Here is a 26648-nt window from a genome sequence, read left to right on the forward strand (position 1 = left end):
GCCATCCACAGCTACTCTCGGTAGTTCCGCTGGTCAGACGTCATGCGCGAGCTGCCGCCTTTTGCATCGGATGTCTTCGATGTTGCGGGAAGCCAGCCCAGGAACCGCTCGGCAAGCTCCATCGGCTCGCCGTAGGGCTGGTCCTCGATCGCGGCCAGCAGCCGGGCGGCCAGGAAGGCGGCCAACCGGTGCCGGTCGTCCCGGTACATCGCCAGCAGCACCAGCCGGGCCGGCTGACACGGCCAGGCTCCGCCGCACTCCCGGCAGCGGAACACCGGGCGGACCGGGGTGTGCGGCCGGAACCCGGCGTACGGCCGGCGCGTCACCACCGGGAGTTCCTGGACCGCAGGCGCGACAACGGGAACGGCGCGGACGCGGTGGACCCGGCGCATCGCCGACGGAATCCGCAGCGGTATCCGCATTGGCAGTAGCGCCAGAGTCGGCGCCAGTCCCGACGGTGCAGCAGAGCTGATCGAGATCGCAATTCCGTCACTCCTTCCTCGGCCGTCGACACGATGCGTTGGAAGCGGGGACGGCACCGGTGGCGTACACCCCGACGCCGTCCCCGCGCACATCCGCCCGTCCTTGGGGAGAACAGCGCGGTGGGTCCGGACGAATGCGCTTGCCTTCCACTCTGGACGCCGAATGGCCGACCCGGGAAGATGGGCGACGGCCGGGTGTTCGGGCCGGCCACGGAGGTGTAGGGGCGTAGCGGATCATAGATTTTTCGTAGAGATTCGGAGAGTACGAATGACTATGTCAGCGAGTGAGTTCGTGCTATGGGAGCTGCGGCGCCGGAGAGCTGCCGAAGGGCTCAGCCAGGACGAGTGGGGAGCCCGGCTCTACTTCTCTGCCCAGCACGTCAGCGCCGTCGAGCGCGGCACCCGGCCGGCGAAGCCCGACTATCTCCAGGCCGTCGACAACGAGTTCGGCACCTCGCTGGCGGTCTTCTACGAGAGCTTCGTCATGCAGGAACTCGCCCCGGTCTGGCTACGCCCCTGGCTCGAATACGAGGAGAAGGCCACCGCACTGCGGCTGTACGGCGCCCTCGTGATCCCTGGCCTCCTCCAGACCGAACGGTATGCCCGGATGGTTCTCTCCTGCGCACCACTCCAGTCCGACGAGTTGGAAAGCAGAGTTCAGCTTCGACTGAGCCGGCAGGCCATTCTTGATCGCCCGAATCCACCACGCGTTTCGGCTGTTGTCGACGAACTCGTTCTCCGACGCGGTGAGCCAGAGATCATGCCGGAGCAACTCCAGCACCTCGTCGCACTCGCGGAGCGACCGAACATCACCATCCGGGTCATCCCGTCAGACGCCCCTGCCCACCTCGGTTGGGGCGGACCGCTGGAACTCGCCAGCTTTACGGACGCCGAGGACGTCGGCTATCTCGACAACCACCTGGAGGGACAGACTGTCACCAGCCCCAGTCAGGTGACAGCACTGCACGCCGTCTGGGACGATGTCAGCGCGGTCGCGTTGCCTGCCCGTCAATCCCTGGACCTGCTCAAGGAAGTGGCAAAGTCATGGACATGACCGGCGCTGCCTGGCGCAAAAGCACGCGTTCCACTCCCAACGGCGGGAGCTGCGTCGAAGTGGCCGACAACCTGCCGGGGCGGGTGCTCGTGCGGGACAGCAAGGACCGTGACGGCGGCACCCTCACCTTCACCCCCGACACCTGGCACGTCTTCGTCAGGGAGCTGGCCCGACACCCCTGACCTGAATGTCGTGCTGGATTCAGGGGAACGTGCGGGCCGTACCCGATGTTCCGGCACCGCGCCGGAAACGACCCTTGTCGCATGAGAAGAATCGCTACACCGCTGGTGGCGGGACTGTTGACGGCGGCGGTGATCGGCTCCGTGCCGGCAGCCGCGAGCGTCGGCACGACCGGCACGGCGGCATCGAAGGCCGCGGTGGTCGCCGAGCAGCGGGTCGGCGACCGTCTGGTCGATCTGACGATCGCGTCGCCCGCGCTCGGCGGCGACGCGAAGGTCCGGCTGCTCACGCCGGACGGCTGGGACCGGCGTGACCGGCACGACCGGTGGCCGGTGCTCTACCTGCTACACGGCATGTTCGGCTCGCACGAGGACTGGGTGACGCAGACCGACGTCGCGCGACTACACGCGCTCAGGAACGTCCTCGTGGTCATGCCGGACGGCGGGAATCCCGGCGGCTACTACACCAACTGGTGGAACGGGGGCCGGTTCGGGGCACCGGCGTGGGAGACGTTCCATCTCGACGAGGTGCGCTCGATCCTGGAACGCGGCTACGGTGCCGGCACCCGCCGGGCCGTTGCGGGGGCGTCGATGGGCGGCTACGGCGCGCTTCTCTACGCCGGGCACCGGCCGGGCATGTTCCGGGCGGTGGCCAGCTACAGCGGCCCGGTCCACCTGCTGCATCCGGAATCGGTCGCCCGCTGGCAGTTCGCGTTCGACGACCCGAACGGCGCCCCCTATCTCGACCTGTGGGGGGACCCGGTCGCGCAGCGCGCGAACTGGGAGCGCCACGACCCGTACCAGCTCGCGGGTGCGCTCCGGCACACGCCGGTCTTCCTCAGCTGCGGCGACGGCGAGCTCGGCCCGTTGGACGGCCCGGACACCGGCGAGGTGGACCAGGACATCGAAAGGTTCGACCGCGTCCTGAACGTCTCCCTGGAAGCTGAGCTACGCCGTCGGGGCGTCCCGGTCGTGACCCACTACTACCGGGGCACCCACCAGCCCGCGTACTGGGAGCGGGAACTGCACCGCTCGCTGCCGATGCTCCTTTCCGCGCTGCACTGACCCCGAGTCCGGAGCGGGGGTGGCCGGGACCGGCGACTCCTGCTCCGGCCAGAGTGGACCGTGCCGATGCGGGCGACGGGGCAGTCGGCGACGGAAAGGATGGCTACCCTACGCGTCGTGCAGCCTTCCCATGCCGCTGTTACTCCGCCCCCTGCGCAGATGCCGGCGCCGCGCAGGAGTCGTACCGGACTCGTACTGACTGTCGTTCTCCTCGGTGGCCTGCTGGTGCTCTGTGCTGCCCCGGCCGCCTTCTTCGGCATCCGGTACGCCACTTTCGAGACCGGCCCGCATGACAGCCTGCCCAACGTCTGCACCGCGTTGTCGGGTGAGCGGTTCCGCTCCCTGATCGGCCCCGGGTCTTCCTACGAACGCCGCCGATCGGATGCCGGATGGCCGTCCGAGGGCTGCCACTGGGCACCCGACAAGACGCGTACCGGCGTCCAGGTGGCGGTGGACGCGACGCGGTACACCCGGTCGTTCTGGAGCGGCAGCACCGACAAGGCCCGGGAGCGGTTCGAGCGCGCCTCGGCGCGCGAGCACGAGTTCGCCGAGCAGCCCGAGCCACCGGCTGGGTGACGACTTCCGGGACACGATCCGCGACATCTCCAACGACCTGATCGAGGACCTGTAACCGCAGCGATCCCCAGGCGGGCCTCGGGGGGAGACGTCCCCGCTGTTACGGCAGCTCCAGGAACTCGCGAAGTGCGGTTTCGACAGCGCCCATGGTGGTGTGCGAGACGAAGCCGTGACTGTCGCGCAGGGCCGTCCGGTCCAGGATCTGCACGACGCTGTGGATCCTGACGTACGCCCCGGCGAGCGGGTCGTCGTCGCCCAGCCGCACTGCCAGATGGTTCGGATGCGGTACGTCGCGGACGACGGTCAGCGCCCAGATGGCGAGTTCTTCGACGCTGTTGTACTCGTCGTTGCTGATCACCAGGACGCGGTGCTGACTGTTACCCCGCAGCAGGGTCCAGATCTGGCCGCGCCTCACCACTGCGAGTCGCGCAGCGCGATGTCGTTGCTCTCCTCGATCAGTGCCCGATCGTCGGCGGACTGTCGGGCGGACCGCCGACGCAGGTATTCGCCGTACGCCTGGGCCGCCTCCCGCTGACGTGCCCGGCGTGCTTCCGGAAGGACCCGTCGGACAGCATCGACGACGGCAGCGGACGCGTTGCCCTGGCTGTGCAGATAGGCGGCGACGTCGTCGGGCACGCTGATGCTGAGCTTCACGGTCATACTTTCATCCTACCGCTCAGGCGACAGGCGGCCTGGCGGCGCGCACAGCGGTCACCCCGTCAGTCCGTAGCGGGCCGGGGAAGGTGCGGGATGGGCCTAGAATTTCCGGCTGATGGGTGAGAGTCCGGCTCCACTTGGCACGGTGCACCTCGGCATCGACGTCGGCACGTCGAACACGGTGGCAGCACTGCGCGGTCGCGACCACGAGGTCCGGCCGGTCCTGTTCGACGGCGCCCTGCTGCTGCCCTCCGCGGTCTTCGTCGACGGTGACACCACCCTTGTCGGCCTCGACGCCCGGCACGCCGGGGTCTCCCGGCCGGCACTGCTCGAACCGAACCCGAAACGCTGCATCGACGACCGGACCGTCCTCCTCGGCGAGCAGGAGATCCCCGTCGAGGCGCTGCTCGCCGCGATCCTGCGCCGGGTACGCGACGCCGCCGAGCAGGCCGCCGGCCAGGTAGGCGCGGTCTGCCTGACCTATCCGGCGACCTGGGGAACACGAAGGCTCGCCACCCTCACCGCCGCCGCCCGGCTCGCCGGCCTGCCCGAGCCGACGACGGTGCACGAACCGGTCTCCGCCGCCGCGCACTTCGTCGGGCTCCCCGACGTCGACCTGTCCGCCGGACAACTGGCCCTCGTCTACGACCTCGGCGCGGGGACCTTCGACGCGACCCTGATCCGACGCACCGACGCGGGTTTCGACGTGGTGGCCAGCCAGGGGCTGCCCGACGCCGGAGGGCTGGACATCGACGCCGCCGTCGTGGCGTCGATCTCCGCCCACCTCCGTCCCGACGACGACGCCTGGGGCTACCTCCGCCAGCCACGGACCCAGGCGGACCTGCGTCACCGTCAACTGCTCACCGACGGCGTACGGGCGGCCAAGGAGATGCTCTCCCGGACCTCCCAAACGTCGATCCACGTACCCGTGCTGGACGCGGAGGTGCCGCTCGGCCGGGAACAGTTCGAGACACTTGCCCGGCCAATCCTCGAACGGACGGTGGCGGCCACCCGGGCGGTACTCCGGGACGCCGACGTCGACGAGTCGGACCTGGCGGCGATCTTCCTGGTCGGCGGCTCGACCCGGATCCCGCTGGTCGGCACACTGCTGCACCGGGCGCTCGGCCGCCCACCCGTCGTACTCGACCAGCCGGAACTCGCGGTCGCCCAGGGCAGCATCGGTGGGCCGCGTCCCCCGGCCCACCGACCACCGACCACCGACACCCGCCCCGTACCGGTCGACCGACCGCCAGCGGTAGACCAGTCGCCACCTGTCAACCAGAGACTGCCGGTCGACCAGCCGCCACCTGTCACTCGACGGTTGCCGGTCGAGCGGGCTCGGCCCGCCGTCCCGGCCGGGCCCGACCGGTCGCCGGGCGGGCTGTGGACGCGACTGGGCGGGCGCTGGCGCTGGACGGCCGCCGCTTTCGGTCTAGTCCTGGTGATGGTGGCGGTCGGTCTGACGTACAAGTTCGCGTCCGACTCCGGTCGAACTCCGACCAGGCCGGCGAACGCGTCGACACCCAGCGGCACGCCGACCTCGGCATCACCGTCGGCACCACCGCCGTCACCGACCGATGCGTTGGCGGTCGTACCGGCACCGTTCGTCGGGCACTGGACCGGACGGGTCAGTCAGCCGGGCGGGGTGGTGCGGACGTGGCAGGTCTCCGTCAGCTTCACAGCGGGTTCGGACATCGGCACCTTCCGTTCCTCGAGCCTCGGCTGCCGAGGCACCCTCACGATCATGGCTCCCCGACCCACCGTCCGGGAGATGCATCTTCGCCAACGCACCACCAGCAACCCGAAGTCGATCTGCGTTGCCGCGGCGGACTGGACGCTGATCGTCGTCGACAGTGGCCGGATCGCCATGTACTGGCAGCAGTTCGGCGAGCCCACGAACGCCGCCACCGCCACCCTGACCCGCCCGTGAGCCGTCAGCGGCGACGTGGCGTGATCAGCCCCGACTCGTAGGCCCAGACGACCAACTGGGCCCGGTCGCGGCAGTACAGCTTGCTCATCGCCCGGTTGACGTGTGTCTTGGCGGTCAACGGGCTGATCACCATCCGTTCGGCGATCTCGTCGTTTGTCAGTCCGCGGGCGACGAGTTCGACGATCTCCTGCTCACGGGCGGTCAGCACGTCGCGTCCGGCCGCCAGGTCGGCCGGCGGCGGGGCGGTGGCGAACTCGCTGATCAGCGTCCGCGCCACCGTCGGGGCGAGTTGCGCGTCGCCACGGGCCACGACGGCGACCGCCTGCAACAGGTCGGCCGGGTCGGCGTCCTTGAGCAGGAAGCCGCTGGCGCCGGCCCGGAGTGCGTCGAAGACGTAGGAGTCGATTTCGAAGTTGGTGAGGATGAGGACGCGGACCGCCGAGAGGTCGGGGTCGGCGGCGATCCGCCGGGTGGCTTCGATGCCGTCGAGTTCCGGCATCTGCACGTCCATCAGTACGACGTCGGGCCGCAGCCGTCGGGAGAGCCGGACGGCCGTGGCACCGTCGGCGGCCTCGCCGACGACCTCCAGGTCGTCCTCGGCGTCCAGCAACGCCCGGAAGCCGGCCCGCATCAGAGCCTGGTCGTCGGCGAGCAGGACCCGGATCACGCCGTCTGCTCCGCCTGCTCGGTCCGGTCGGCGGCGCCACGGTCGACGGCAACGCGGTCGGCGCCGGGCCGGTCCAGCGGGAAGGTGGCCCGCACCCTGAATCCGCCGTCGTCGCGCGGGGCGGCGTCCAGGCTGCCGCCCAACCCGGTGACCCGTTCCCGCATGCCGTGCAGGCCCAGACCGGGCCGCACCGGCCGGACCGGTGACGCCTGCCCGTCGTCGGTCACCGAGACGGTCAGCTCCGCCGGGGCGTACTCGACGCGGATCTCGGCGGTGGCCGGGCCGGCGTGCCGGGCGATGTTCGTCAGCGCCTCCTGGACGACGCGATAGCCGACCTGGTCGACCTCGGCGGGCAGGTCCCAGGGCTGACCGGTGACCGTCACCCGCACCGGAACGCCCGCCGCCCGGGTCCGTTCGACGAGTTCGCCGATCCGGGCCAGCCCGAGCCGGTGCACGTCCGAGGGTGAGCGCAGCACATCCAGCGTGGACCGTAGTTCCCGCATTGCCGTGGCGCTGGCCTCCTGGATCGCCAGCAGGGCGGCCGACGGCTCCGTACCCTGTTTGCGGGCCAGGTGCACGGCGATCCCGGCCTGCACCTTGATCACCGAGATGCTGTGGGTCAGCGAGTCGTGTAGGTCCCGGGCGATGCGCAGCCGCTCCTCACCGGCGCGCCGCAACGCCGTCTCCTCGCGGGTGCGTTCGGCCTCGATCGCCCGCTGCTCGACCTGCTCCAGGTAGGCCCGGTGTTGCCGGGCGACGAGACCGGCGACGTTCGCCGCCACGAACCAGCCCAGCAGCAGGCTGGTCCGCTCGACGATCAGCTGGCCGGGTCGGTCGGCGGACGCGGCGGAGACGTCCCCGGCCAGGAAACCGCCGAGGAAGACGAGGCTGGCCAGGGCGGCGACCGATCGGTGCCCCCGCCAGGCGGCGACCAGGACCGTGCCGAGAACGGGGTACGCGGCGAACGCACCCGGGTGCACCCGGACGTGCAGGGCCAGCATGGCTGCGGTCACCACGAGCAACGCGGGCACCGGGTGCCGCTGGCACACCGCCGTCGCCACCACCATGACCAGCACCAGGACGATGTCCGTCGCCCGCACCGGTCCGGCGTCCGGTGCCAGAGCGGCGTTCCCGACCAGCAGGACACCGAGGGCGAGGCCGGCGAGAGCGAACGGCAGGTCACGGCGCACCACCGAACTGTAGAACGGGCTGTCGTCGACGAGCATCCCGCGACCGCGGTACGGCCGGCATACCGCGGCCGTGGTATCCGCGCCCGAGCAGGTGCCTGCGGCGGTACGACGTTTTCCCCGGCCACCCGGGCGAGCATCGAGTCCCCGGACCCTGCTCCAGGAGGCCATCATGCGCAAGATCTTCGTCATCCTCAGTGCGGTGCTGCTCGTCGCGTTCGCCCTGCAGTTCGTCTTCGCCGCCGTGGGCGCGTTCACCAGGCCCGCTGTCGACGGCGCGTACGTGCTGCACAGCGTCAACGGCACGGCGGTGATCCCGGCACTCACGCTGCTCACCATCCTGTTCGCCGTGCTGGCGAAGGCACCCGGCCGGCTCGTCGGGCTGGCCGTCCTGCCGTTGGGGCTCGTCCTCGTGCAGGCCCTGCTCGCCATGTTCGCGAACGCGGCCACCGATTCCGTGGGCGGCAGCACCCCGATCGGGCTCACCATCGCCGCCCTGCACGCGGTCAACGGGATCATCGCGGTGCACGTCGTGGTCAGCGTCTTCCAGGCAGCGCGCGACCTGGCCCGGTCGACGCCGGCCAGCGCCACCCCGACAGCCGGCGTCCCTCGGTCGGTCGGCCCGGCCGTCCGGGCGGAGGGGTCGGCATGAGCGTCGGCGCGCTGCTCGTCGGCGACCTGGTGATCGCGGTCCTCGCCGCCGCGAGCTGGCTGGGCGGTGGGGCCGCGTCGGCGGCCCGACGCCGCCGGCTGAGCCTGGCACTTGTCGCCCTCGCGGTGCTCGCCACCGCCGCCCGCGCGGTCACCGTCGCCGCACTCGCCCGCGCCGGCTGGTGGTTCGCGGCGGAGAAGGTCCTCGTCGCCGCCCCGCTGTCGCTGGTGGCCTCGGTCGTCGCCGGTTCGCGGCTGCTGCGGCCCCCGGCCGACATCCGCACCGTCGCGGTCCCGCTGCTCTTCGCCGGGTACGCCCACAGCGCCGCCCTGCTCGTGACGGTCCTGCACGGCTACCCGGCGTCGGTGGGCAGCGGACTCCTGGCGGTCGCCGGGATCGTCGGAGCGACCGTTGTCTCGTGGCGGCTCGTCGGCCCGGGCCCGTCCGGGGCGGTGACCAGGGGAGCCGGCGCGGTGGCGGTGGCGACACTGCTGACCGGCGCCGTACTCGTCGCCGCTCCGAAAGCCGACTCCGGCGTTCATGATCATGCTCTTCCGGAGGCGCCCGGCACCGTGGGCGAGCCGACCAGACGGTTCAGCCTGACGGCCGGGACCGCGACGGTGCAGGTCAGCGGCCGGGACGTCGCGGCCTGGGCCTTCAACGGACAGGTACCCGGACCGGAGCTGACCGCCACCCTCGGCGACATCATCGAGGTGACGCTGCACAACCGCGACATCGGCCGCGGCGTCACACTGCACTGGCACGGGTACGACGTGCCGAACAGCCAGGACGGCGTGCCCGGCGTGACGCAGGATGCGGTACTGCCCGGACAGGAGTACGTCTACCGGTTCCGGGCCGACCAGGTGGGAACGTACTGGTACCACACCCATGCGGTGTCCGACATCGGCGTGCGGATGGGCCTCTACGGGGTTCTCGTGGTGCGCCCGGGGCCGGCGACCGGCGTCGACGTCACCGTGCCGGTGCACACGCTGGCCGGTCTTCCGCTGCCCGCACCGCGCACCGAGCCGGTCGGGCCGGGTACGCCGGTACGGCTGCGGCTGATCAACACCGACAGCACCACGCACCGGTACGCCCTGGCCGGGACGCCGTTCCGGGTCCACGCGATCGACGGCCACGACCTGGCCGGCCCGACGCCGCTGCTGGACACCGCCGTACTCATCCCGGCCGGCGGTCGCTACGACCTGGTGTTCAGTGCGCCCGCCACCCCGGTGGCGTTGTTCGTCGACGGACGGGCGGTCTACGCGACCGGGCCGGTGTCCTCGGCGACCACCGACGGTTGGCCGGTGCTGGATCCGCTCGGCTACGGCGCCGGTTCCCCGGTGCCGTGGTCCCGGTTCGACCGGAGCTACACCCTGGTCCTCGACCGCGGCCTCGACCTGGACGGGCTGGTTCCGAGATACGCCCACACCGTCAACGGCGCCGCCCACCCGGACATCCCGCCGCAGGTCGTACGCCGCGACGACGTCGTCAGGTTCACGATCGTGAACCGGGCGCTAGTGGTGCACCCGTGGCACCTGCACGGGCACCACGTCCTGGTGCTGTCCCGCAACGGCCGGCCGGTCACCGGGAGTCCGCTGTGGCTGGACTCGTTCGACCTCCTTCCCGGCGACGTCTGGGAGGTGGCGTTCCGGGCCGACAATCCGGGGACGTGGGCAAACCACTGTCACAACCTGGCGCACGCCGACGCCGGGATGACGCTGCACCTGACGTACTCGTGATCGGGGCATCCGAACAGCTACCTTGCCCAGATGGACCTGGCGTACCTGCGGGAGCATCCGAACCAGCTTCCGCTCTTCCTCACCCACCAGCGGATCCGGGAGACGCCGGTGCCCGGCGGCGACATCTGCGCCGCCAGCCGACTCACCCTGGACGACGGCAACTCCGTCTTCGCCAAGTCCTGGCCGGAGGGGGCCGCCGAGCCCGTACCCGAGGATTTCTTCGCCACCGAGGCGGCCGGGCTGCGCTGGCTGCGCGCCGCCGGGGCGGTGCCGGTGCCCGAGGTGATCGCGGCCCTGCCGGAGCTGCTGGCGCTGGAGTGGGTCGAGCCGGGCGAGCCGAGCCCGGCGGCGGCCCGGCGGTTCGGCGCCGGGCTGGCCGCCCTGCACCGGGCCGGCGCCGACACCTTCGGCGCGGCCTGGCCGGGCTTCGTCGGGGCGTTGCCGCAGGACAACACCCCGTCCGCCGGCCCGTGGCCGGTCTGGTTCGGTGAGCACCGGCTCGCGCCCTACCTGCGGCAGTCGGTCGACAACGGCGCGCTCGCCGCGGCCGAGGTCACCCTGGTGGAGCAGGTGATCGCCCGGATCGAGGAGTACGGCGGCGCCGAGCCGCCCGCCCGGATCCACGGCGACCTGTGGCCGGGGAACCTGCTCTGGGGCGCCGACGGCCGGGTCTGGCTGGTCGACCCGGCGGCACACGGCGGGCACCGGGAGACCGACCTGGCCCAGCTCGCCCTCTTCGGCGGTGCCCCGCAGCTGGGCACGATCGTGGACGCCTACCAGGAGGTCTGGCCGCTGGCCGACGGCTGGCGGGAGCGGCGGCCGGTGCACCAGCTCCACCTGCTGCTGGTGCACACCGCGCTCTTCGGTGCGGCATACCGGGATGCGGTAGGTACGGCGGCTCGGGCCGCACTGTCGGTCTGACGCGCTACCGTCGAGCGATGACCATTCCCGTCGGGGGGCTCGTCGACCGGTACGGCCGGGTCGCGACCGACCTGCGCGTCTCGCTCACCGACCGGTGCAACCTGCGGTGCACCTACTGCATGCCGGCCGAGGGACTGCCCTGGCTGCCGAAGTCGGAGGTGCTCACCGACGACGAGATCGTCCGCCTGGTCGGCGTCGCGGTGCGCCTGCTCGGGGTGACCGAGGTCCGGTTCACCGGTGGCGAGCCGCTGATCCGCCCCGGGCTGCCGCAGATCGTCGCCGCCGTCGCCGCGCTCCTACCCCGGCCGGTGCTCTCGCTGACCACGAACGGGATCGGGCTGGACCGGCTCGCCGGGCCGCTGCGCGCGGCCGGACTCGACCGGGTCAACGTCTCGCTGGACACCCTCGACCCGACCCGGTTCACCGAGCTGACCCGCCGGCCCCGGCTGGACGCCGTACTCGACGGGTTGGCCGGGGCGGTGGCCGCCGGGCTGGCCCCGGTGAAAATCAACTCGGTGTTGATGCGCGGAGTCAACGACGACGAGGCGCCCGAACTGCTCCGCTTCGCGCTGCGCCACGGCTATCAGCTCCGGTTCATCGAGCAGATGCCGCTGGACGCCCAGCACGGCTGGGACCGGTCGACGATGGTCACCGCCGAGGAGATCCTCGCCGCCCTGCGGACCGAGTTCACCCTGTTGCCCGATCCGGCCGAGCGGGGTGGGGCACCGGCCGAGACGTGGCTGGTGGAAGGCTGGACGGACACCGCCGGCCGGCCGGCCCGGGTGGGTGTGATCGGCAGCGTGACCCGGCCGTTCTGCGGGGACTGCGACCGGACCCGGCTCACCGCGGACGGGCAGGTCCGGAACTGCCTCTTCGCCACCGACGAGTCCGACCTGCGGGCGGCACTGCGCGGCGGCGCCTCCGACGACGAACTCGCCGACCGGTGGCGGGCGGCGATGTGGGGCAAGCGGGCCGGGCACGGCATCGACGACCCGACGTTCCTGCAACCGGTCCGACCGATGTCGGCGATCGGCGGCTGACGATGACCTCCGCACCCACCCTGGTCGTACGCTACTTCGCCGCCGCGCGGGCCGCTGCCGGCGTACCCGAGGAGACCGTGCCCGGCGCCGGCAGCCTCGACGCGCTCGCCGGTGCGCTGGCCGACCGGCACGGTGCCCGGCTGGCCACCGTGCTGACCATGGCGAGTTTCCTGGTCGACGGCGTGGCCTGGCACGACCGGCGGGCACCGCTGCCGGCCGGCGCGACGGTCGACGTCCTGCCTCCGTTCGCGGGCGGCTGAGGCGCCCGTGCTGGCTCTGCTCGGTTTCGTCGGCACGTTGACCCTGGTCGTCGGCCTGATTCATCTCTACCTGTGGAAGCGGCTGGTCCGGGACACCACCCGGCCGGGGCGCTGGCGCCGGGCCGGCGGGGTGGCCGTGCTGCTGCTGGCCGTGCTCACCCCGGCGACCCTGGTCGGCACCCGGCAGGGTTACTACTGGCTGGCCTGGCCGGGCTACCTCTGGCTGGCCGTGATGTTCTACCTGCTCGTCCTGCTGGCCGTGCTGGAGATCCCGATGCTGGCCGCCCGGCTGGCCCTGCGCCGCCGCCGGGTCCGGGCGGCCACACCCGCACCTGCCGGCGCCGCCTCGCCCGCACCATCGGCCCCGGCCCCACCACCGACCCTGGACCTGCCGCCGACCGTGGACGCGACGCCGGCCCGGGACGCCACGCCTGCTTCGGACGCGCCGCGGACCCCGGGGGCAGCGCCGGCCCTCGACGCACCGCCGACCCCGGACGCACCGCCGGAAGCCGGGCACGATCCGGGGCGGCGGCTGCTGCTCGCCCGGGGCGCCGCCATCTTCGCCGGGCTCACCTCGGCCGGGATCGTCGGCTACGGCGTCCGCACCGCCCTCGGCCCGCCACAGGTCGACCGGGTGCGGATCCCGCTGGCCAAGCTCCCCCGGAGCATGGACGGGCTGCGGATCGCCACCGTCTCCGACATCCACATCGGACCGCTGACCGGCCGGGCACACACCGAGCGGATCGTGTCGCTCATCAACCGGCTCGACGCCGACCTGGTGGCCGTGGTCGGTGACCTCGTCGACGGCACGGTCGGCGAACTCGGTCCCGCCGCCGCACCCTTGCGCGACCTACGCTCCCGGTACGGCAACTTCTTCGTCACCGGCAACCACGAATACTATTCCGGCGTCGAGGAGTGGGTCGTCGAGCTGGACCGGCTCGGGCTGCGGGTGTTGCAGAACCGCCGCGCGGAGATCCTGGCCCGGGGCGGCGCCCTCGACCTCGCCGGGGTGAACGACCCGACCGGTGGCGAACTCGGTTCCGCCCAGGGCCCCGACTTCGACGCGGCGCTCGGCGGCCGGGACCCGGGCCGGCCGGTGGTGCTGCTCGCACACCAGCCGGTCAACGTGCACGAGGCGGCGAAGCACGGCGTCGACCTGCAACTCTCCGGTCACACCCACGGCGGGCAGATCGTGCCGTTCAACCTGCTCGTCGCGTTGCAGCAGCCGGTCGTCTCCGGGCACGCCACCATCGACGGCACCCAGCTCTACGTTACAAACGGCGCCGGCTTCTGGGGCCCACCGGTTCGGGTCGGCGCCCCGCCTCAGGTGACCCTGGTCGAGCTACGCAGCACGGGGTGATCGAGAAGGGTCGGCCGGGCTGGACCGGGTGCCGAGGACACCGCATCGCCGACCTGCCCGGCAATAGCCCGTCTTCGTCCCGACGATCGGATTATCCATTGGTATCGATACTCTCCAGCTTGTATCCGACGCCGCGTACGGCGACACGATCACGGCACGGTGGCGCGGAGCAGTTCGGCTTGATCTATCCGTTGGGCGGTCGCTCGACCGTTACGGTCGTGCCGTAGTTCGACAGCTTGAGGGTGCAGAGATTGGTGATGCCATCGTAGTTCATGAACTTATTCGGATAGATGGTCACCTGAGCCACCCTGCCGTCGGCGCCGATCAGTACATCACCGGTGTGCTCGAAGTTCCCCGCATGTGGCGGCGATATTGTGAAGTGATATTCGCCGGCTTTCGGCTCGCTCACTGAACCACGAGTACGAAGTAGCTTCAGCAGACCGGCTGGATCGGCAACCGCGCTGGGAAGGTTTGGGATCGAGCTTCCGAACTCAAAGCCTTGCTGCCCGTTGACCGGCTTGCTCCAATTGTTCTCGCCCGGCTTCAGTCCTGGGCGCTGCAGTCGGGTGAACCTGGCGCCTCTTACTAGTCGCTGCTCGTAGTCAAGGTTGGACTTCCGCATCCGAAGGTAGCCGGTTACGGTGGCCGGATCGAAGGCGCCGGTAACGTCCATACGGAAACGAGAAGAGTTGAGGATCGACCGCTCCCCGTCCGTGACCGTGGCACCGGGCCGGGCGGCAAGAGCACAGGTCATCGAGTACTCGTAGCTGGTCGTCTCGCTAGCCATGGCGGCGGCGGCCAGTCGCATTTCTGGCGATCCGGTGGATGTCGCAGCCTCTGACGGGGCAGGTGGCGTTCGAGGATCACTGATGCCTACCACTGTCCCGAAGCCTGCAAGAGCGAGCAGGCTCGCCGCAAGCACCGCTCCATGCCGGGCACGACGCGCCCGGCCCCTCGTGGTGGCGCGGGCAAGCAGCAGTTCCGCATCGATCTCACCCTCTGCGTGATCTCGCAATGCGATGGTGATGTGTTCCTCAAGATCTGTCATGTACAGTTCTCCTCTCAACGGGTCGCGGTCGCCAGCGTCCTGTAGCGTTCCCGCAGCGTGTTAAGTGCCCGCATTGCGTGGGTACGGACGGTGGCCGACGAGCAGCCCAAGATTTGGGCGATCGTCGAGTCGTCGAAATCCTCGTAGTAGCGCAGCGCCACGACCGCGCGCTGGCGGCCTGGCAGTTCCTGTATCAGCCGCCACATTTCGTCTCTTGCGACGGTCTCGCTGCCCACGTCGCCGCGCTGTGGCCGATCGGCGAAGCTCGCGGTGCTTATCTCACGATTGGGACGCCGACGCCACCAGGACGTGTTTGCGTTGATGAGCATCCGTCGGACATACATGTCCGGCTGGTTCGACCGAGCGATCCGCCTCCATCGCGACCACGCCCGCGCCAACACGTCCTGGACGAGGTCTTCGGCCCGGTGCTGATCACCGGTCAACAATCGGGCCAACCGCAACAGCGCCGGGCCGTAGGTGCTCACGTACTGCTCGAACGTCACATGTTGAAGACGCTGCCCGCGACATTGTGCGTTGACGTCCGGCGTGAAGTATCTGGGGCTTGGACGCCTGTACCTGCGTTGGCTGGCCGGGCGGTCGTCTGCTCGGCTTGTCCACCCCCGTCCCGGCTCGTCCTCGACGAGCCCGGCACACGAACAGGTCTCGGCCACCCCGGCAGGACCCGGACCGAGCATGGCGGCGGGCGGCAAATCACACTCTCGCGTGGCGACACGCGCTCGCGTACGCGTCCGTGACAGGATGCGGCGTGTCTCCGTTGCGCGCCGCACCCGCTGACGGCTCCCCCTCCGCCGCCGTGCCCTTCGTCGCGGACCTGCACATCCACTCGAAATACTCCCGCGCGTGCAGCCGTGACCTGACCATGCCGAACCTCGCCTGGTGGGCCCGGCGCAAGGGGATCAGCCTGCTCGGCACCGGTGACTTCACCCACCCGGCCTGGTACGAGCACCTGCGCGAGTCGCTGCACCCGGCCGAGCCGGGCCTCTACCGGCTCAGCCCGGAGGCGGAACGGGACATCGCCCGCCGGCTGCCGCCCCGACTGGCGAGCGTCGCCGAGGCCAGCCCGATGCGTTACCTGCTCAGCGTCGAGATCTCCACGATCTACAAGCGGGACGACCGGACCCGCAAGGTGCACCACCTGATCTACCTGCCCGACCTGGACGCGGTGGCCCGGTTCAACACCACGCTCGGCCGGATCGGCAACATCGGCTCCGACGGCCGGCCGATCCTCGGCCTCGACTCCCGCGACCTGCTGGAAATCGTCCTGGAGGCGAGCCCGGACGGATATCTCGTGCCGGCGCACATCTGGACCCCGTGGTTCTCCGCGCTCGGCTCGAAGTCCGGCTTCGACGCGATCGCGGACTGTTACGCCGACCTCGCCGAGCACATCTTCGCGGTCGAGACCGGCCTCTCCTCCGACCCGGAGATGAACTGGCGGGTCTCCAGCCTGGACCGCTACCGGCTGGTCTCCAACTCGGACGCGCACTCGCCACCGGCACTGGCCCGGGAGGCGACCCTCTTCGCCACCGACCTCGACTACTACGCGGTCCGGGAGGCACTGCGCACCGGGGACGGGCTGGCCGGCACCATCGAGTTCTTCCCGGAGGAGGGGAAGTACCACGCGGACGGGCACCGGCTCTGCGGGGTCAACTGGGAACCGCAGCGGACCCGGGAGGCGGGCGGGCGCTGCCCGGAGTGCGGCAAGCCGCTCACGGTCGGCGTACTGAGCCGGGTCGAGGACCTGGCCGACCGGCCGGACGGGCACCGGCCGGCGAGCGCGCCCCGGGTCACCCACCTGATCCAACTGGCCGAGATCCTCGGCGAGATCAACGGGGTCGGGCCGAAGTCGAAGACGGTGGAGGGGCAGCTCAACACCCTGGTCGCCGGCCTCGGTGCCGAGCTGGACATCCTCACCGTCAGCCCGGTCGACGAGATCCGCCGGGTCGGCGGCGAACCGCTCGCCGAGGCGATCACCCGACTCCGGCGCGGCCAGGTACGCCGGATCCCCGGCTACGACGGCGAGTACGGCGTGATCACCCTCTTCGAGCCGGGTGAACTGCCCGCCGGTTCGAGTGGCGGCGGCCGGGGCGGGACCGGTCGGGGTGGTGCCGCCGGGCAGGCGGAGACGCTCTTCGCGGACGCGCTCTTCGACGTACCCGTGCCGCGACAGCGACCGCCCGCGGAGCCGAAGGCGGCGGCCAGGGCCGACGGTCCGGCGGAGCCGGCGCCGGCCGCCCCGACGGCGTCGCGGCGGCGTCCCCGGGCCGCCGCCGCGCCGGCCGAGCCGGCTCCGCCGCTCGCGCCGTCGCCGTCGCCGCACGAGCCGTTCGAACCGATGCTCGCCGGCATGGAGGAGGTCGGCACCGGGCTGCTGGACCGGTTGGACGCGATGCAGCGGGTCGCCGCCTCCGCGCCCGGCGGACCGCTGCTGATCGTCGCCGGGCCGGGCACCGGCAAGACCCGGACCCTCACCCACCGGATCGCGTACCTCTGTGCCGAGCTGAACGTCTATCCGGAACACTGCCTGGCGATCACCTTCACCCGGCGGGCCGCCGAGGAGCTGCGGCACCGGCTGGACGGGCTGCTCGGGCCGGTCGCCGAGGACGTCACCGTCGGCACCTTCCACTCGCTCGGCCTGACCATCCTGCGGGAGAACGCCCGCGCCGCCGGACTGCCCGACGACTTCCGGATCGCCGACGACGCCGAGCGGGCGACCGCGCGGGCCGAGGCCGGCGACGACGACGCCACCTATCTGAAACTGCTCCGCGCCGCCGACCTGGTGGACCTGGACGAGCTGGTCGACCTGCCGGTGGCGCTGCTGCGCGACGACCCGGAGCTGGTCGAGCGGTACCGGGACCGGTGGCGGTGGATCTTCGTCGACGAGTACCAGGACGTGGACGCGACGCAGTACGAGCTGCTCCGGCTGCTCAGCCCGGCCGACGGCAACCTCTGCGCGATCGGCGACCCGGACCAGGCGATCTACGCGTTCCGGGGCGCCGACGTGACGTACTTCCTGCGCTTCTCGCAGGACTTCGTGGACGCCCGGCTGGTCCGGCTGACCCGCAACTACCGGTCGTCGGCGCCGATCCTGGCCGCCGCCGTGCAGGCGATCGCACCGTCCACCCTGGTCCGGGGCCGCCGGCTCGACCCGGCCCGGCTCGACCCGGAGGCACCGCTGGTCGGCCGCTACCCGGCGGCCTCCGTCGCGGACGAGGCCGATTTCGTGGTACGCACGGTCGACGAACTCGTCGGCGGGCTGTCGCACCGCTCCCTCGACTCCGGCCGGATCGACGGGCGCACCTCGAACGTCTCGTTCTCCGACATCGCGGTGCTGTACCGCACGGACGCGCAGGCGGCACCGATCCTGGACGCGCTCGCCCGGGCGAACATCCCGGTGCAGAAGCGCTCGCACAACCGGCTGCGGGACCGGCCCGGCGTCTCGGTGATCGCCCGCGAGCTGCGGCACGCCGACGGTCTCGGCGGCTCGGTCGCCGCCCGGGTGCGCCTGGCCGGGCAGGTACTCGCCGAACGGCACGCCACCCCCACCCTGGACGCCACCGGCGGGATCGGCCCGGACGACATCTGGACCGCCGCCGACCTGCTCACCCCGCTCGCCCGGCGCTGCGGCGACGACCTGGAACTGTTCCTCTCCCAGTTGGCCACCGGTGCCGAGGTGGACGCCCTCGACCCGCGCGCCGAGGCGGTCACCCTGCTCACCCTGCACGCCGCCAAGGGCCTGGAATTCCCGGTGGTCTTCCTGCCCGGCTGCGAGGACGGGCTGCTGCCGCTGCGCTTCCCCGGGTCGACCCCGACCGACGACGAGGTGGCGGAGGAGCGGCGGCTCTTCTTCGTCGGACTGACCCGGGCACAGGACCGGCTCTACCTCAGCCACGTCGGCCGGCGGCTGCGGCACGGCCAGGAGCGGGAGTGCGTACCGTCGCCGTTCCTCGACGCGATCGACGCCGGACTCTTCGAACGGCTCGGCGACAGCGCTCCGCGCCGGCCGCGGGACCGCCAGCTCCGACTACTCTGACGCGCGAGCCGGGCTTGCACTGGTGAGCCGGGCTTGCACTGGTGAGCCGGGCTTGCAGTGGTGAGCCGGCGGCAAGTGGCAAGCGGCCAGCCGGGCTTCAGGCGGCGAGGAGCACCACGCCGAGGGTGCCGGTGAGCATCGCCGGGCCGTGCGGCAGGTGGTCGTGTCGGCCGATCCGCCCCAGCCGGAGCAGCACGGCGGCGTAGCCACCGGCCAGCAGCAGGCCGGCGAGTGCACCGGTCAGGGTGCTGCTCCAGCCGTACCAGCCGGTGGCGAAGCCGAGTCCGAGCGCGAGCTTGGCGTCGCCCGGCCCCAGCCCGGCGGGCGAGAGCAGGACCAGCCCGGCGTACGCCCCGGCCAGCGCCAGGGCGCAGGTCGCCGCCAGCGCGTACCGGGCGAGTTGGCCGGAGGTGACCGAGGCCGCGCCGAGCAGCCCGGCGAGACCGGCCGCCGCCGGCAGGGTCAGCCGGTCGGGGAGTCGTCGCACCGCCACGTCGACGAAGCCGAGCACGATTCCGAAACCGGCGAGCCACAGGTGGCCGAGCAACGGGAGTACGCCGTCGACCCGGGCGGCGAGCGTGCCGAACACGACGGCCGCGACGGCCCCGACCAGCCCGGTGGGTGGGCCGGCGGGGCGGGTGTACCGGCGAACCTGCCGGCGCAGCAGCGGCCCGAGCAGTACTCCGAGGAGCCCGGCCGCCACCGCGACCGTCAGTGAGTTTGGCGCGCTTCCGGGAGGTGGGGTCATCGACGGTCACGCTACGGTGACCACAGCGGGCCGCTCCCCGACGGGGGGTGAGCCCCTTCCCGATCCGTACCAGGAGGACAGTCGATGGCCAACTACGGACCGCCCGGCGGGCCGTACCCCGGCCCGCCGGGACAGCCGTGGAACGATCCCGGCCGGCAGGCCTCCGACGAGTACGGCCAGCCGGTCGACCCCTGGGGCGATCACGACCAGGCGGGGGCTGCCGGGTACCCGGGCGGACCCGCGCCGCACACCCGGCCGGCCGACGGCTGGATGGCGTCCGACGCCGATCCGGTGTGGGCGACTCCGGTTCCGGATCCGTCCTGGTCCACCTCGGCACCGGACCCGATGCCGAAGGGCCGCGGCAACCGGGCGTTCGCGGCCGTGCTGATCGGCCTGGCCGCGCTGGTCTTCGGCGGCGCGGCGGCCGGGATCTACCTGTTCGGCCGCGAGCAGCAGGAGCCGGACGCGCAACCGCCGGCCAGCGAGCAGACCGAGGCGCCGGACGACACGGCCAGCGCCCCGGCCGGGCCGGCGCCGACGACCGCACCGGTCGAGCAGGTCGAGCCCTCCACCGACGCGCGGTTCGTCAAGGTCGGCCAGTGCGTCCGGAACGAGGGTACGGAGGCGGTGCCGAGGTTGGCGATCACGAACTGTGCGCCGCAGGCCTACGAGGTGCTGGCCCGCTTCAACGGTGTCACCACCGGCGCCACGGATGCCAAGGCCAAGTGCGCCGAGGTGCGGAACTACACGAACTTCTACTTCTTCAACAGCGAACTGGACGAGCTGGACTTCGTACTCTGCCTGCGGCGGCGTTGACAAAACTACGGCTGTCTAGCGTGGATGCTAGACAGCCCTAGTTTTCACTCGACGGCACCGGAAGCGGCCCGGCCCGGCTACCCGGCCGGCGCGACACGAATACCCCGATCTACGGATGTCTAGCGTCCCGGCTAGACGGCCCGATAGCGTGCGATACGTGGATCCGGTCCGCAACCCGTACGCGCCGGGCGCCGGCCAGCGCCCGCCCGAACTCGCCGGGCGGGACCGGGAGCTCGAGGTCTTCGACATCGTGCTGGAACGGATCGCACGGGGCCGCCCGGAACGCAGCCTGGTCCTCACCGGCCTGCGCGGCGTCGGCAAGACCGTCCTGCTCAACACACTCCGCTCCCAGGCGATCACCCGACTCTGGGGCACCGGGAAGATCGAGGCCCGGCCGGACCAGTCGATCCGCCGCCCGGTGGCCGCCGCCCTGCACATGGCGATCCGGGAGCTGGCACCCCGGCACCGGGCACCGGACCGGATCGACGACTTCCTCGGCGTACTCAAGGCGTTCGCACTGCGCTCGGCGCCGACCGGTGCGGGCCGGGGTGCCGGGGCGACCCGGCTGCGGGACCGCTGGCAACCCGGCATCGACGTACCGGCGGCGAGCGGGCGGGCGGACTCCGGCGACATCGAGATCGACCTCGTCGAACTCTTCACCGACGCGGCCGAGGTCGCCGCCGACGTCGGCACCGGCGTCGCGGTCTTCCTCGACGAGATGCAGGACCTCGGCCCCGAGGACGTCTCCGGGCTCTGCGCGGCCTGCCACGAGCTGTCCCAGCTCGGCGCGCCGCTGATCGTGGTCGGCGCCGGGCTGCCGCACCTGCCGGCGGTACTCTCCGCCGCGAAGTCGTACTCGGAGCGGCTCTTCCGTTACCAGCGCATCGACCGGCTGGACCGGATCGCCGCCGACCAGGCGCTCTGTGCCCCGGCCGCCCGCGAGCAGGTCGAGTACGAGCCGAAGGCCCTCGACCTGCTCTACGAGAAGTCCGGCGGCTACCCGTACTTCGTCCAGGCGTACGGGAAGGCGACCTGGGACTCCGCGCCCCGGTCCCCGGTGACCGCCGCCGACGTCCGGGTCGCCGCGCCGGAGGCCGAAGCCGAGTTGGCGGTCGGGTTCTTCGGCTCCCGGTTCGAGCGGGCGACCCCGGCGGAACGGGAGTACATGCGGGCGATGGCGACGCTCTCCCTGGTCGAGACGCCCGAGGGGGAGGACGGCACCGGCGGCGACGGTACCGGCGGCGGAACGGGCGGCGGGCTCCGGGACGACCTGGACGCGGCCGTCTCCACCGCCGAGATCGCCCGCTCGCTCGGGCGCAAGCCGGCGAGCCTCTCGCCGGCCCGGGACGCCCTGATCAAGAAGGGGCTGATCTACTCCGGCGAGCGTGGCACGGTGGCCTTCACCGTCCCGCACTTCGGCCGGTACCTGCGCACCCAGCCGGCCTGACCGGCACCGCCGCGCAGCCGGGCTGGGCCGGCGCCGGCACCACCGGCGCGGCCGGCCCGGCGCCCGTCACAGCTGTGACCAGGGCGCCGGGAAGGTCACTTCGCCGGCCCGCACCGGATCGTCGGAGCCGTCCACCGAGGGCAGCACCAGTGCCTGCCACGGATCGCCCAGCCCGGACCAGGGACTCGTCAACCCGAACCTGGCCGCCGGGGCGAAGCCGAAACGGCGGTAGTAGGCGGGGTTGCCGAGCACCACGACCAGGCGCTCGCCGAGTTCGGCGGCGGCGTCCAGGGCGGCGCGGACGACGTCCTGTCCGTAGCCGCGACGCTGTCGGGACGGGCGCACCGCCACCGGGCCGAGCGCCAGCGCCGGTATCGCGCCCGGCCAGACCTCGACCCGACTGAGCAGGGCGTAGCCGACCAGTTCGCCGTCGACCTCGGCCACCATGGACAGCTCGGGGATCCAGGCGTCGGTGCCCCGCAACGCCTCGACGAGGCGTACCTCCGCGGGCAGCCGGTGGTCCGGGCTGGCGAACGCCTCCGCCACCAGTTGCCGGATCGCCACGGCGTCGGCGGGGCCCTCTGCGCGGAGACGCACGGTCGTCACAGCTCGCGACGGTACCGCGAACGCGCCGTCCAGTCTCCCACTTCGACGGGTGAAAGACGCCTGGAACGGGTAAGACTTGACCCATGAAACCCGTACGCACCGTGGCCCGCACCCTGTTGAGCACGATCTTCGTGGTCAGCGGCGCCCGCGCCGTGGCCAATCCCGAACTGCACGTGGACCGGGCGAAGCGGGTGACGGGCAAGGTCACCCCGCTGTTGCAGGGCGTCCACGAGGGAATCCCGACCGACCCGACGAGTCTGGTCCGGGCCAACGGCGCCGCCCAGCTCCTCGGCGGACTGCTGCTGGCCACCGGGCACTTCACCCGGCCGGCCGCGGCGCTGCTGGCCGGCACGCTGGTGCCGACCACGCTGGCCGGGCACCCGTTCTGGGAGCACGAGGATCCGGCGGAGCGGCGGTTGCACCAGATCCACTTCATGAAGAACCTCGGGCTGATGGGCGGCCTGCTGCTCGCGGCCGCCGACACGCAGGGCCGGCCCAGCCTCGGCTGGCGGACCAGTCACGCGGTGCACGGCGGCCGTCGGCGGGTACGCCGGGCGGTCCGGTCCGCCCGCCGGGACGCACGGATCGCCGTACGTTCCGCGGCGGCAGCCCGTAAACTTCCGGGCTGAGCAGGCGACCAGCAGCCGACCGGCCCACGGCTGACGGCGGGGTTCGCCGATCCGGCCACGGTCCATGCCGGACATATGCTAGTTTCACCTCACCGAGCGGCTGTGAATCACCTGAACCGCACTCCCTGCGTTAACGCGGTGGAAATGTCGCGAACCAGTGTGGGATCGGACACGGTCGCATAACGCAGGAGGCACTCAGGTGACACGCCGTTCTAGGCTCCTTGGAGGACCTGGACGGAAGACCGACATCGGTACGGGGGTGGCCACGCCATGCCGGCGACCGTCGAAAGACGGCTAGGCCGCCTCGCCTCAGCCCGCCGCTTTGCTCGTGGAATCGACCGTCGAGCAGTCGTACGGATCGGCATAGTCGCCGTCGTCTGCTACGCCGCCTGGCTCGCCATCGGCACCTTCGGACGGCCGTACAACTTCTTCGACATGAAGATCTACCACGGTGCGGTGGTCTGGTGGGCGGGCGGGCACGAGCTCTACGACTTCATCGCGCCCAGGACCACTCTCGGTTTCACCTACCCGCCCTTCGCCGGCCTGGTCATGCTGCCGATGGCGGGCATCCCGCTCGGCCTGGCCGGCTGGATCAACATCGTGGCCAGCGTCGCGACCCTGGCGGTCGTACTCGCCGCGCTGCTCAAGCCGATCACCGACCGGCTCGGCTGGTCCCTCTGGTTCACCCTCGGTCTCGCCGTGCCGATGGCGGTCGCCATCGAGCCGGCCCGGGAGACGCTCGGCTACGGCCAGGTCAACCTGCTGCTCTTCGGCCTCGTCCTGGCCGACCTGGTGGCGTTGCGCTGGCGGGCCCGGCGCGGCAGCCGGGTCGCCGCCGGTGACGGCCCACTGCGCCGGCTCTTCTTCAGCGGCGTCTGGGCCGGGGTCGGGATCGGCCTGGCCAGCTCCATCAAGCTGACCCCCGCGCTCTTCATCGTCTACCTGCTGATCACCCGACAGTGGCGGGCCGCGATGACCGCGGTGGGCACCGCGATCGCGGTCACCGTCGGTACGTTCGCGATCGCGGGTCGCGAGTCGACCACCTACTTCATGTCGGTGCTCTGGCAGACCGAGCGGGTGGGCGCCGCCGACATGACGCCGAACCAGTCGCTGGCCGGGGTGCTCGCCCGGCTCTACGACTCGATCGAGACTCCCACCCTGCTCTGGCTCGCGTTCGCGATGCTGCTGCTGGCGCTCGGGCTCTCCCGCGCCTCGCACTCGCACGCCGACGGCGACGAGCTGACCGCCTTCACCCTGGTCGGGCTCACCACAAACGTGATCAGCCCGATCTCCTGGTCGCACCACCTGGTCTGGGTCATCCCGGCGATCCTGATCCTGGCCGACGCCGCGAGCCGACGCCGGACGGCCAGCCGGGGACCACGGCACCCACTGTCGAACCCCGGCGCCGGTCCGGCCGCGATGACCGGGCTGCGTGCCCCGATCTGGTTCCCGACCCTGACCGGCCTACGGCACGGCGGGGCGGCGATCGGGCTCTACCTGCTGTTCCTGATCTCGCCGATCTGGCCGTACGAGCACCAACTGCCGGAGGTCTCGCACTACCAGGACGGCTTCTTCGGCGCCCTGATGGAGAACTCGCTGGCCCTGGCGGTCATCCTGCTGGTCGCCGCGCTGCCGTGGCGGCCCGGTGCCGAGCCGGCGTTCTACGCCGAACACGCCCGGTTCGACCGCTCCCGGTCCGACCGCCGGCTGGCCGACCAGCGCTAGCTGCGCGCGGAGCGTCGCGGCCGGGTCGGCAGCCCGGCCGCACCGGTCAGGGGCAGTTCACCCACTCCTCGGTGCCGTCGGCGAAGAGCTGCCGCTTCCACACCGGCAGCCGGGCCTTGACCTCGTCGACCAGCCGGGCGCAGGCCGCGAAGGCCGCCGCCCGGTGCGCCGTGCTCACCGCCGCGACCAGGGCCACGTCGCCGATCTCCAGCGGGCCGAGCCGGTGCGAGACCGCCAGCGCGTGCACGTCCGGATCGGCCGCGATCTCGGCGGCCACCTCCCGGAGCACGTCGGCGGCGCTCGGATGCCCCTCGTACTCCAGCCGGAGCACCGACCGGCCGTCGTCGTGGTCGCGTACCACGCCCTGGAACGAGACCACCGCCCCGGCGGCGTCGTCGGCGACCAGGGACTCGTGGGCGGCCACGTCCAACGGGTCGGTGCCGACAGCGGCGTGCACCCGGGTGCCGGACGGCACGGGCACGGCTCCGGTCTCGACGGCGGGCTCGCTGCGTACGCTCATCTCACACTCCTCACTGGGGGCGCTCGCCGGGCAGCAGTGGCAACGGTACGAGCGGCACCCGGTCACCCGGCTCGCCCTTGCCGCCGGGGGCGATGACGGCGAACCCGGCCGCCCCGGCCAGGCCGCGCAGCATCGCCGAGCCGACGTGCCGGACCGGGGTGGCGAGGTCGCCGGCCGGGTCGACCCGGACCAGCGCCAGGTGGGTGTGGTCGCCACGTCCGGCCACCGGCTCGGCCAGCGTCACCCGGGGCAGCTCCGGCAGCACCCGGCCGCGCAGCCCGGCCAGCAGCGGGGCGACCAGGGAGACGATCGCGACGATCGCCGACTGTGGATTGCCGGGCAGCCCGGCGACGAACCGGACCCGGCCGTCCGGCCCGGTCACCCGGGCGACGAGCATCGGGAAACCCGGGCGTACGGCAACGGTGTTGACCACGTATTCCGCGCCGAGTTCGCGCAGCGCCGGATGCAGGTGGTCGACCGGCCCGTGCATGGTGCCGCCGGTGGTGCAGACGAGATCGGCGGTGCGCAACCCCTGGCGGAGCGCCTCGACGTGCGCCTCCAGGGTGTCGGCCACCGGCCCGACGACGTCGGCGGCGCCGACTGAGCAGCCGTACCGGCGCAGCCAGCCGGGGACGGCCGGGCCGAGCGAGTCGCGTACCCGGCCGGCGCCGGGGCGGCCGGTGGTGAGCAGCTCGTCGCCGAAGATGATCAGGGCGGCCCGGGGCGCCCGGCGGACCCGGAGCGTGTCGTAGCCGCACGAGGCGGCCAGCCCGATCACGCCGGGGTCGACCGGGGTACCGGCCGGCAGCAGCTCCTCCCCGGCGTGCGCCTCCTCGCCCGGAGCCCGCCACTCCGGCGTCGAGCGGAGCGTGCCGGTGACCAGCCCGTCGGCCGTCCGCGTCGACTCCTCGACCCGGAGCACTCCGGTCGCACCGTCCGGCAGCATCGCACCGGTGGCGATCTCGACGGCGGTGCCGTCCTCGGCGAGCGGTGCCGGGGTGCTGCCGGCGAGGACCCGTCCGACGACCCGCCACGGCCCGCTGCCCCGCACCGCCCAGCCGTCCACGCTCGACGTCGGGAACGCCGGCAGGTCGGTGAGGGTGATCAGCGGCTCGGCGAGGGTCTGGCCGTCCGCCTCGGCGACCGGCAGTTCGACCGGCTCCGATGCGGCGGCGACGCCGGCCTCGTACACCCGGGACCGGGCCTGCGCCCAGCCCAGCGTCGGCGGCACGGTCGACGAATCGCTCGCGACGGCGGTCTCGGCAGTCATGACGCCCCGTCCGTCGCAC

The 26648-nt window shown here is 72.1% G+C and carries 27 protein-coding genes; 16 read left to right on the forward strand and 11 right to left on the reverse strand.

Going from position 1 to position 26648, the window contains the following annotated elements; all coding sequences use genetic code 11:
* Positions 1-11 precede the first annotated feature (11 nt).
* Positions 12-329 (reverse strand): flavin reductase, encoded by a 318-nt coding sequence (locus ACN28A_RS13355; RefSeq protein WP_421395425.1) that lies wholly within the window; start codon positions 327-329, stop codon positions 12-14.
* A 445-nt stretch (positions 330-774) separates the two neighbouring features.
* Between ACN28A_RS13355 and ACN28A_RS13360 the strand changes: the two genes are divergently transcribed.
* The 4 genes from ACN28A_RS13360 to ACN28A_RS13375 all read left to right on the forward strand — a co-directional run bounded on the left by ACN28A_RS13360 (position 775) and on the right by ACN28A_RS13375 (position 3356).
* Positions 775-1536, forward strand: a complete 762-nt coding sequence (locus ACN28A_RS13360; protein ID WP_421395427.1) for a helix-turn-helix domain-containing protein — start codon at positions 775-777, stop codon at positions 1534-1536.
* A complete protein-coding gene (locus tag ACN28A_RS13365) occupies positions 1527-1718 on the forward strand; it encodes a DUF397 domain-containing protein (protein ID WP_421395428.1) in 192 nt (63 codons plus the stop codon). The genes ACN28A_RS13360 and ACN28A_RS13365 overlap by 10 nt, the downstream gene beginning before the upstream one ends.
* An 81-nt stretch (positions 1719-1799) precedes the next feature.
* Positions 1800-2780 (forward strand): alpha/beta hydrolase, encoded by a 981-nt coding sequence (locus ACN28A_RS13370; protein WP_421395430.1) that lies wholly within the window; start codon positions 1800-1802, stop codon positions 2778-2780.
* 159 nt (positions 2781-2939) lie between these two features.
* Positions 2940-3356, forward strand: a complete 417-nt coding sequence (locus ACN28A_RS13375) for a hypothetical protein (protein WP_421395431.1) — start codon at positions 2940-2942, stop codon at positions 3354-3356.
* A gap of 100 nt (positions 3357-3456) precedes the next feature.
* Here ACN28A_RS13375 and ACN28A_RS13380 read toward each other — a convergent pair whose 3' ends face one another.
* Positions 3457-3771 (reverse strand): type II toxin-antitoxin system PemK/MazF family toxin, encoded by a 315-nt coding sequence (locus tag ACN28A_RS13380; RefSeq protein WP_421395433.1) that lies wholly within the window; start codon positions 3769-3771, stop codon positions 3457-3459.
* Positions 3768-4016: a hypothetical protein gene (locus tag ACN28A_RS13385; protein ID WP_421395434.1), complete on the reverse strand. Its 249-nt coding sequence runs from the start codon at positions 4014-4016 to the stop codon at positions 3768-3770. Before ACN28A_RS13385 ends, ACN28A_RS13380 begins: the two co-directional genes overlap by 4 nt.
* A 112-nt stretch (positions 4017-4128) precedes the next feature.
* On the opposite strand from ACN28A_RS13385, the gene ACN28A_RS13390 reads away from it, so the two are divergent.
* Complete coding sequence (locus tag ACN28A_RS13390) at positions 4129-5943, forward strand: Hsp70 family protein (protein WP_421395435.1); 1815 nt, start codon at positions 4129-4131, stop codon at positions 5941-5943.
* Between the two features lie 4 nt (positions 5944-5947).
* Here the strand turns inward: ACN28A_RS13390 and ACN28A_RS13395 are convergent, their stop codons facing one another.
* Positions 5948-6610 carry a response regulator gene (locus ACN28A_RS13395; protein WP_421395437.1) on the reverse strand — a complete coding sequence of 221 codons (663 nt, stop codon included), beginning with the start codon at positions 6608-6610 and terminating at the stop codon, positions 5948-5950.
* Positions 6607-7836 carry a sensor histidine kinase gene (locus tag ACN28A_RS13400; protein WP_421395439.1) on the reverse strand — a complete coding sequence of 410 codons (1230 nt, stop codon included), beginning with the start codon at positions 7834-7836 and terminating at the stop codon, positions 6607-6609. The genes ACN28A_RS13395 and ACN28A_RS13400 overlap by 4 nt, the downstream gene beginning before the upstream one ends.
* 133 nt (positions 7837-7969) lie before the next feature.
* On the opposite strand from ACN28A_RS13400, the gene ACN28A_RS13405 reads away from it, so the two are divergent.
* Genes ACN28A_RS13405 through ACN28A_RS13430 form a run of 6 tightly spaced genes read left to right on the forward strand, consistent with a single transcriptional unit; the run spans position 7970 to position 13769 of the window.
* Positions 7970-8449: a DUF6220 domain-containing protein gene (locus ACN28A_RS13405; RefSeq protein WP_421395440.1), complete on the forward strand. Its 480-nt coding sequence runs from the start codon at positions 7970-7972 to the stop codon at positions 8447-8449.
* Complete coding sequence (locus ACN28A_RS13410) at positions 8446-10188, forward strand: multicopper oxidase family protein (RefSeq protein ID WP_421395441.1); 1743 nt, start codon at positions 8446-8448, stop codon at positions 10186-10188. Before ACN28A_RS13405 ends, ACN28A_RS13410 begins: the two co-directional genes overlap by 4 nt.
* A gap of 30 nt (positions 10189-10218) precedes the next feature.
* Positions 10219-11109 (forward strand): fructosamine kinase family protein, encoded by an 891-nt coding sequence (locus tag ACN28A_RS13415; RefSeq protein WP_421395442.1) that lies wholly within the window; start codon positions 10219-10221, stop codon positions 11107-11109.
* A 17-nt stretch (positions 11110-11126) separates the two neighbouring features.
* Positions 11127-12149 carry a GTP 3',8-cyclase MoaA gene (gene moaA / locus ACN28A_RS13420; protein WP_421395443.1) on the forward strand — a complete coding sequence of 341 codons (1023 nt, stop codon included), beginning with the start codon at positions 11127-11129 and terminating at the stop codon, positions 12147-12149.
* 2 nt (positions 12150-12151) lie between these two features.
* On the forward strand, positions 12152-12409 hold the full coding sequence (locus ACN28A_RS13425; protein ID WP_421395445.1) for a MoaD/ThiS family protein: 258 nt from the start codon (positions 12152-12154) through the stop codon (positions 12407-12409).
* Between the two features lie 7 nt (positions 12410-12416).
* Entirely contained in the window at positions 12417-13769 is a 1353-nt protein-coding gene (locus tag ACN28A_RS13430; RefSeq protein ID WP_421395447.1) for a metallophosphoesterase, read from the forward strand.
* A gap of 184 nt (positions 13770-13953) precedes the next feature.
* Here ACN28A_RS13430 and ACN28A_RS13435 read toward each other — a convergent pair whose 3' ends face one another.
* Together ACN28A_RS13435 and ACN28A_RS13440 are read right to left on the reverse strand one after the other, a co-directional pair.
* The gene (locus tag ACN28A_RS13435; protein WP_421395449.1) at positions 13954-14817 is read right to left on the reverse strand and encodes a hypothetical protein; all 864 of its coding nucleotides are present in this window, start codon (positions 14815-14817) and stop codon (positions 13954-13956) included.
* A gap of 14 nt (positions 14818-14831) precedes the next feature.
* Positions 14832-15320: a SigE family RNA polymerase sigma factor gene (locus ACN28A_RS13440; protein WP_421395450.1), complete on the reverse strand. Its 489-nt coding sequence runs from the start codon at positions 15318-15320 to the stop codon at positions 14832-14834.
* A gap of 263 nt (positions 15321-15583) precedes the next feature.
* Here ACN28A_RS13440 and ACN28A_RS13445 point away from each other — a divergent pair, with 263 nt between their 5' ends.
* Positions 15584-18868 (forward strand): UvrD-helicase domain-containing protein, encoded by a 3285-nt coding sequence (locus ACN28A_RS13445; RefSeq protein WP_421395452.1) that lies wholly within the window; start codon positions 15584-15586, stop codon positions 18866-18868.
* A 97-nt stretch (positions 18869-18965) separates the two neighbouring features.
* Here ACN28A_RS13445 and ACN28A_RS13450 read toward each other — a convergent pair whose 3' ends face one another.
* The gene (locus tag ACN28A_RS13450) at positions 18966-19616 is read right to left on the reverse strand and encodes a prepilin peptidase (protein WP_421395453.1); all 651 of its coding nucleotides are present in this window, start codon (positions 19614-19616) and stop codon (positions 18966-18968) included.
* Positions 19617-19700: 84 nt separating this feature from the next.
* Here ACN28A_RS13450 and ACN28A_RS13455 point away from each other — a divergent pair, with 84 nt between their 5' ends.
* On the forward strand, positions 19701-20432 hold the full coding sequence (locus tag ACN28A_RS13455) for an LppU/SCO3897 family protein (protein WP_421395455.1): 732 nt from the start codon (positions 19701-19703) through the stop codon (positions 20430-20432).
* Positions 20433-20589: 157 nt separating this feature from the next.
* Positions 20590-21879 (forward strand): ATP-binding protein, encoded by a 1290-nt coding sequence (locus ACN28A_RS13460; protein ID WP_421395457.1) that lies wholly within the window; start codon positions 20590-20592, stop codon positions 21877-21879.
* Positions 21880-21945: 66 nt separating this feature from the next.
* Here ACN28A_RS13460 and ACN28A_RS13465 read toward each other — a convergent pair whose 3' ends face one another.
* Entirely contained in the window at positions 21946-22485 is a 540-nt protein-coding gene (locus ACN28A_RS13465; protein ID WP_421395458.1) for a GNAT family N-acetyltransferase, read from the reverse strand.
* A gap of 83 nt (positions 22486-22568) precedes the next feature.
* Between ACN28A_RS13465 and ACN28A_RS13470 the strand changes: the two genes are divergently transcribed.
* Both ACN28A_RS13470 and ACN28A_RS13475 read left to right on the forward strand, forming a co-directional pair.
* Positions 22569-23114 (forward strand): DoxX family membrane protein, encoded by a 546-nt coding sequence (locus ACN28A_RS13470; RefSeq protein WP_421395459.1) that lies wholly within the window; start codon positions 22569-22571, stop codon positions 23112-23114.
* Positions 23115-23384: 270 nt separating this feature from the next.
* Positions 23385-24839 (forward strand): glycosyltransferase 87 family protein, encoded by a 1455-nt coding sequence (locus tag ACN28A_RS13475; protein WP_421395461.1) that lies wholly within the window; start codon positions 23385-23387, stop codon positions 24837-24839.
* A gap of 46 nt (positions 24840-24885) precedes the next feature.
* Here ACN28A_RS13475 and ACN28A_RS13480 read toward each other — a convergent pair whose 3' ends face one another.
* Positions 24886-25359, reverse strand: a complete 474-nt coding sequence (locus tag ACN28A_RS13480; RefSeq protein ID WP_421395462.1) for a molybdenum cofactor biosynthesis protein MoaE — start codon at positions 25357-25359, stop codon at positions 24886-24888.
* A gap of 10 nt (positions 25360-25369) precedes the next feature.
* Entirely contained in the window at positions 25370-26629 is a 1260-nt protein-coding gene (locus ACN28A_RS13485; protein ID WP_421395463.1) for a molybdopterin molybdotransferase MoeA, read from the reverse strand.
* Positions 26630-26648 lie beyond the last annotated feature (19 nt).

The sequence above is a fragment of the Plantactinospora sp. WMMB782 genome, from assembly GCF_049179135.1.
Lineage (GTDB): Bacteria > Actinomycetota > Actinomycetes > Mycobacteriales > Micromonosporaceae > Plantactinospora.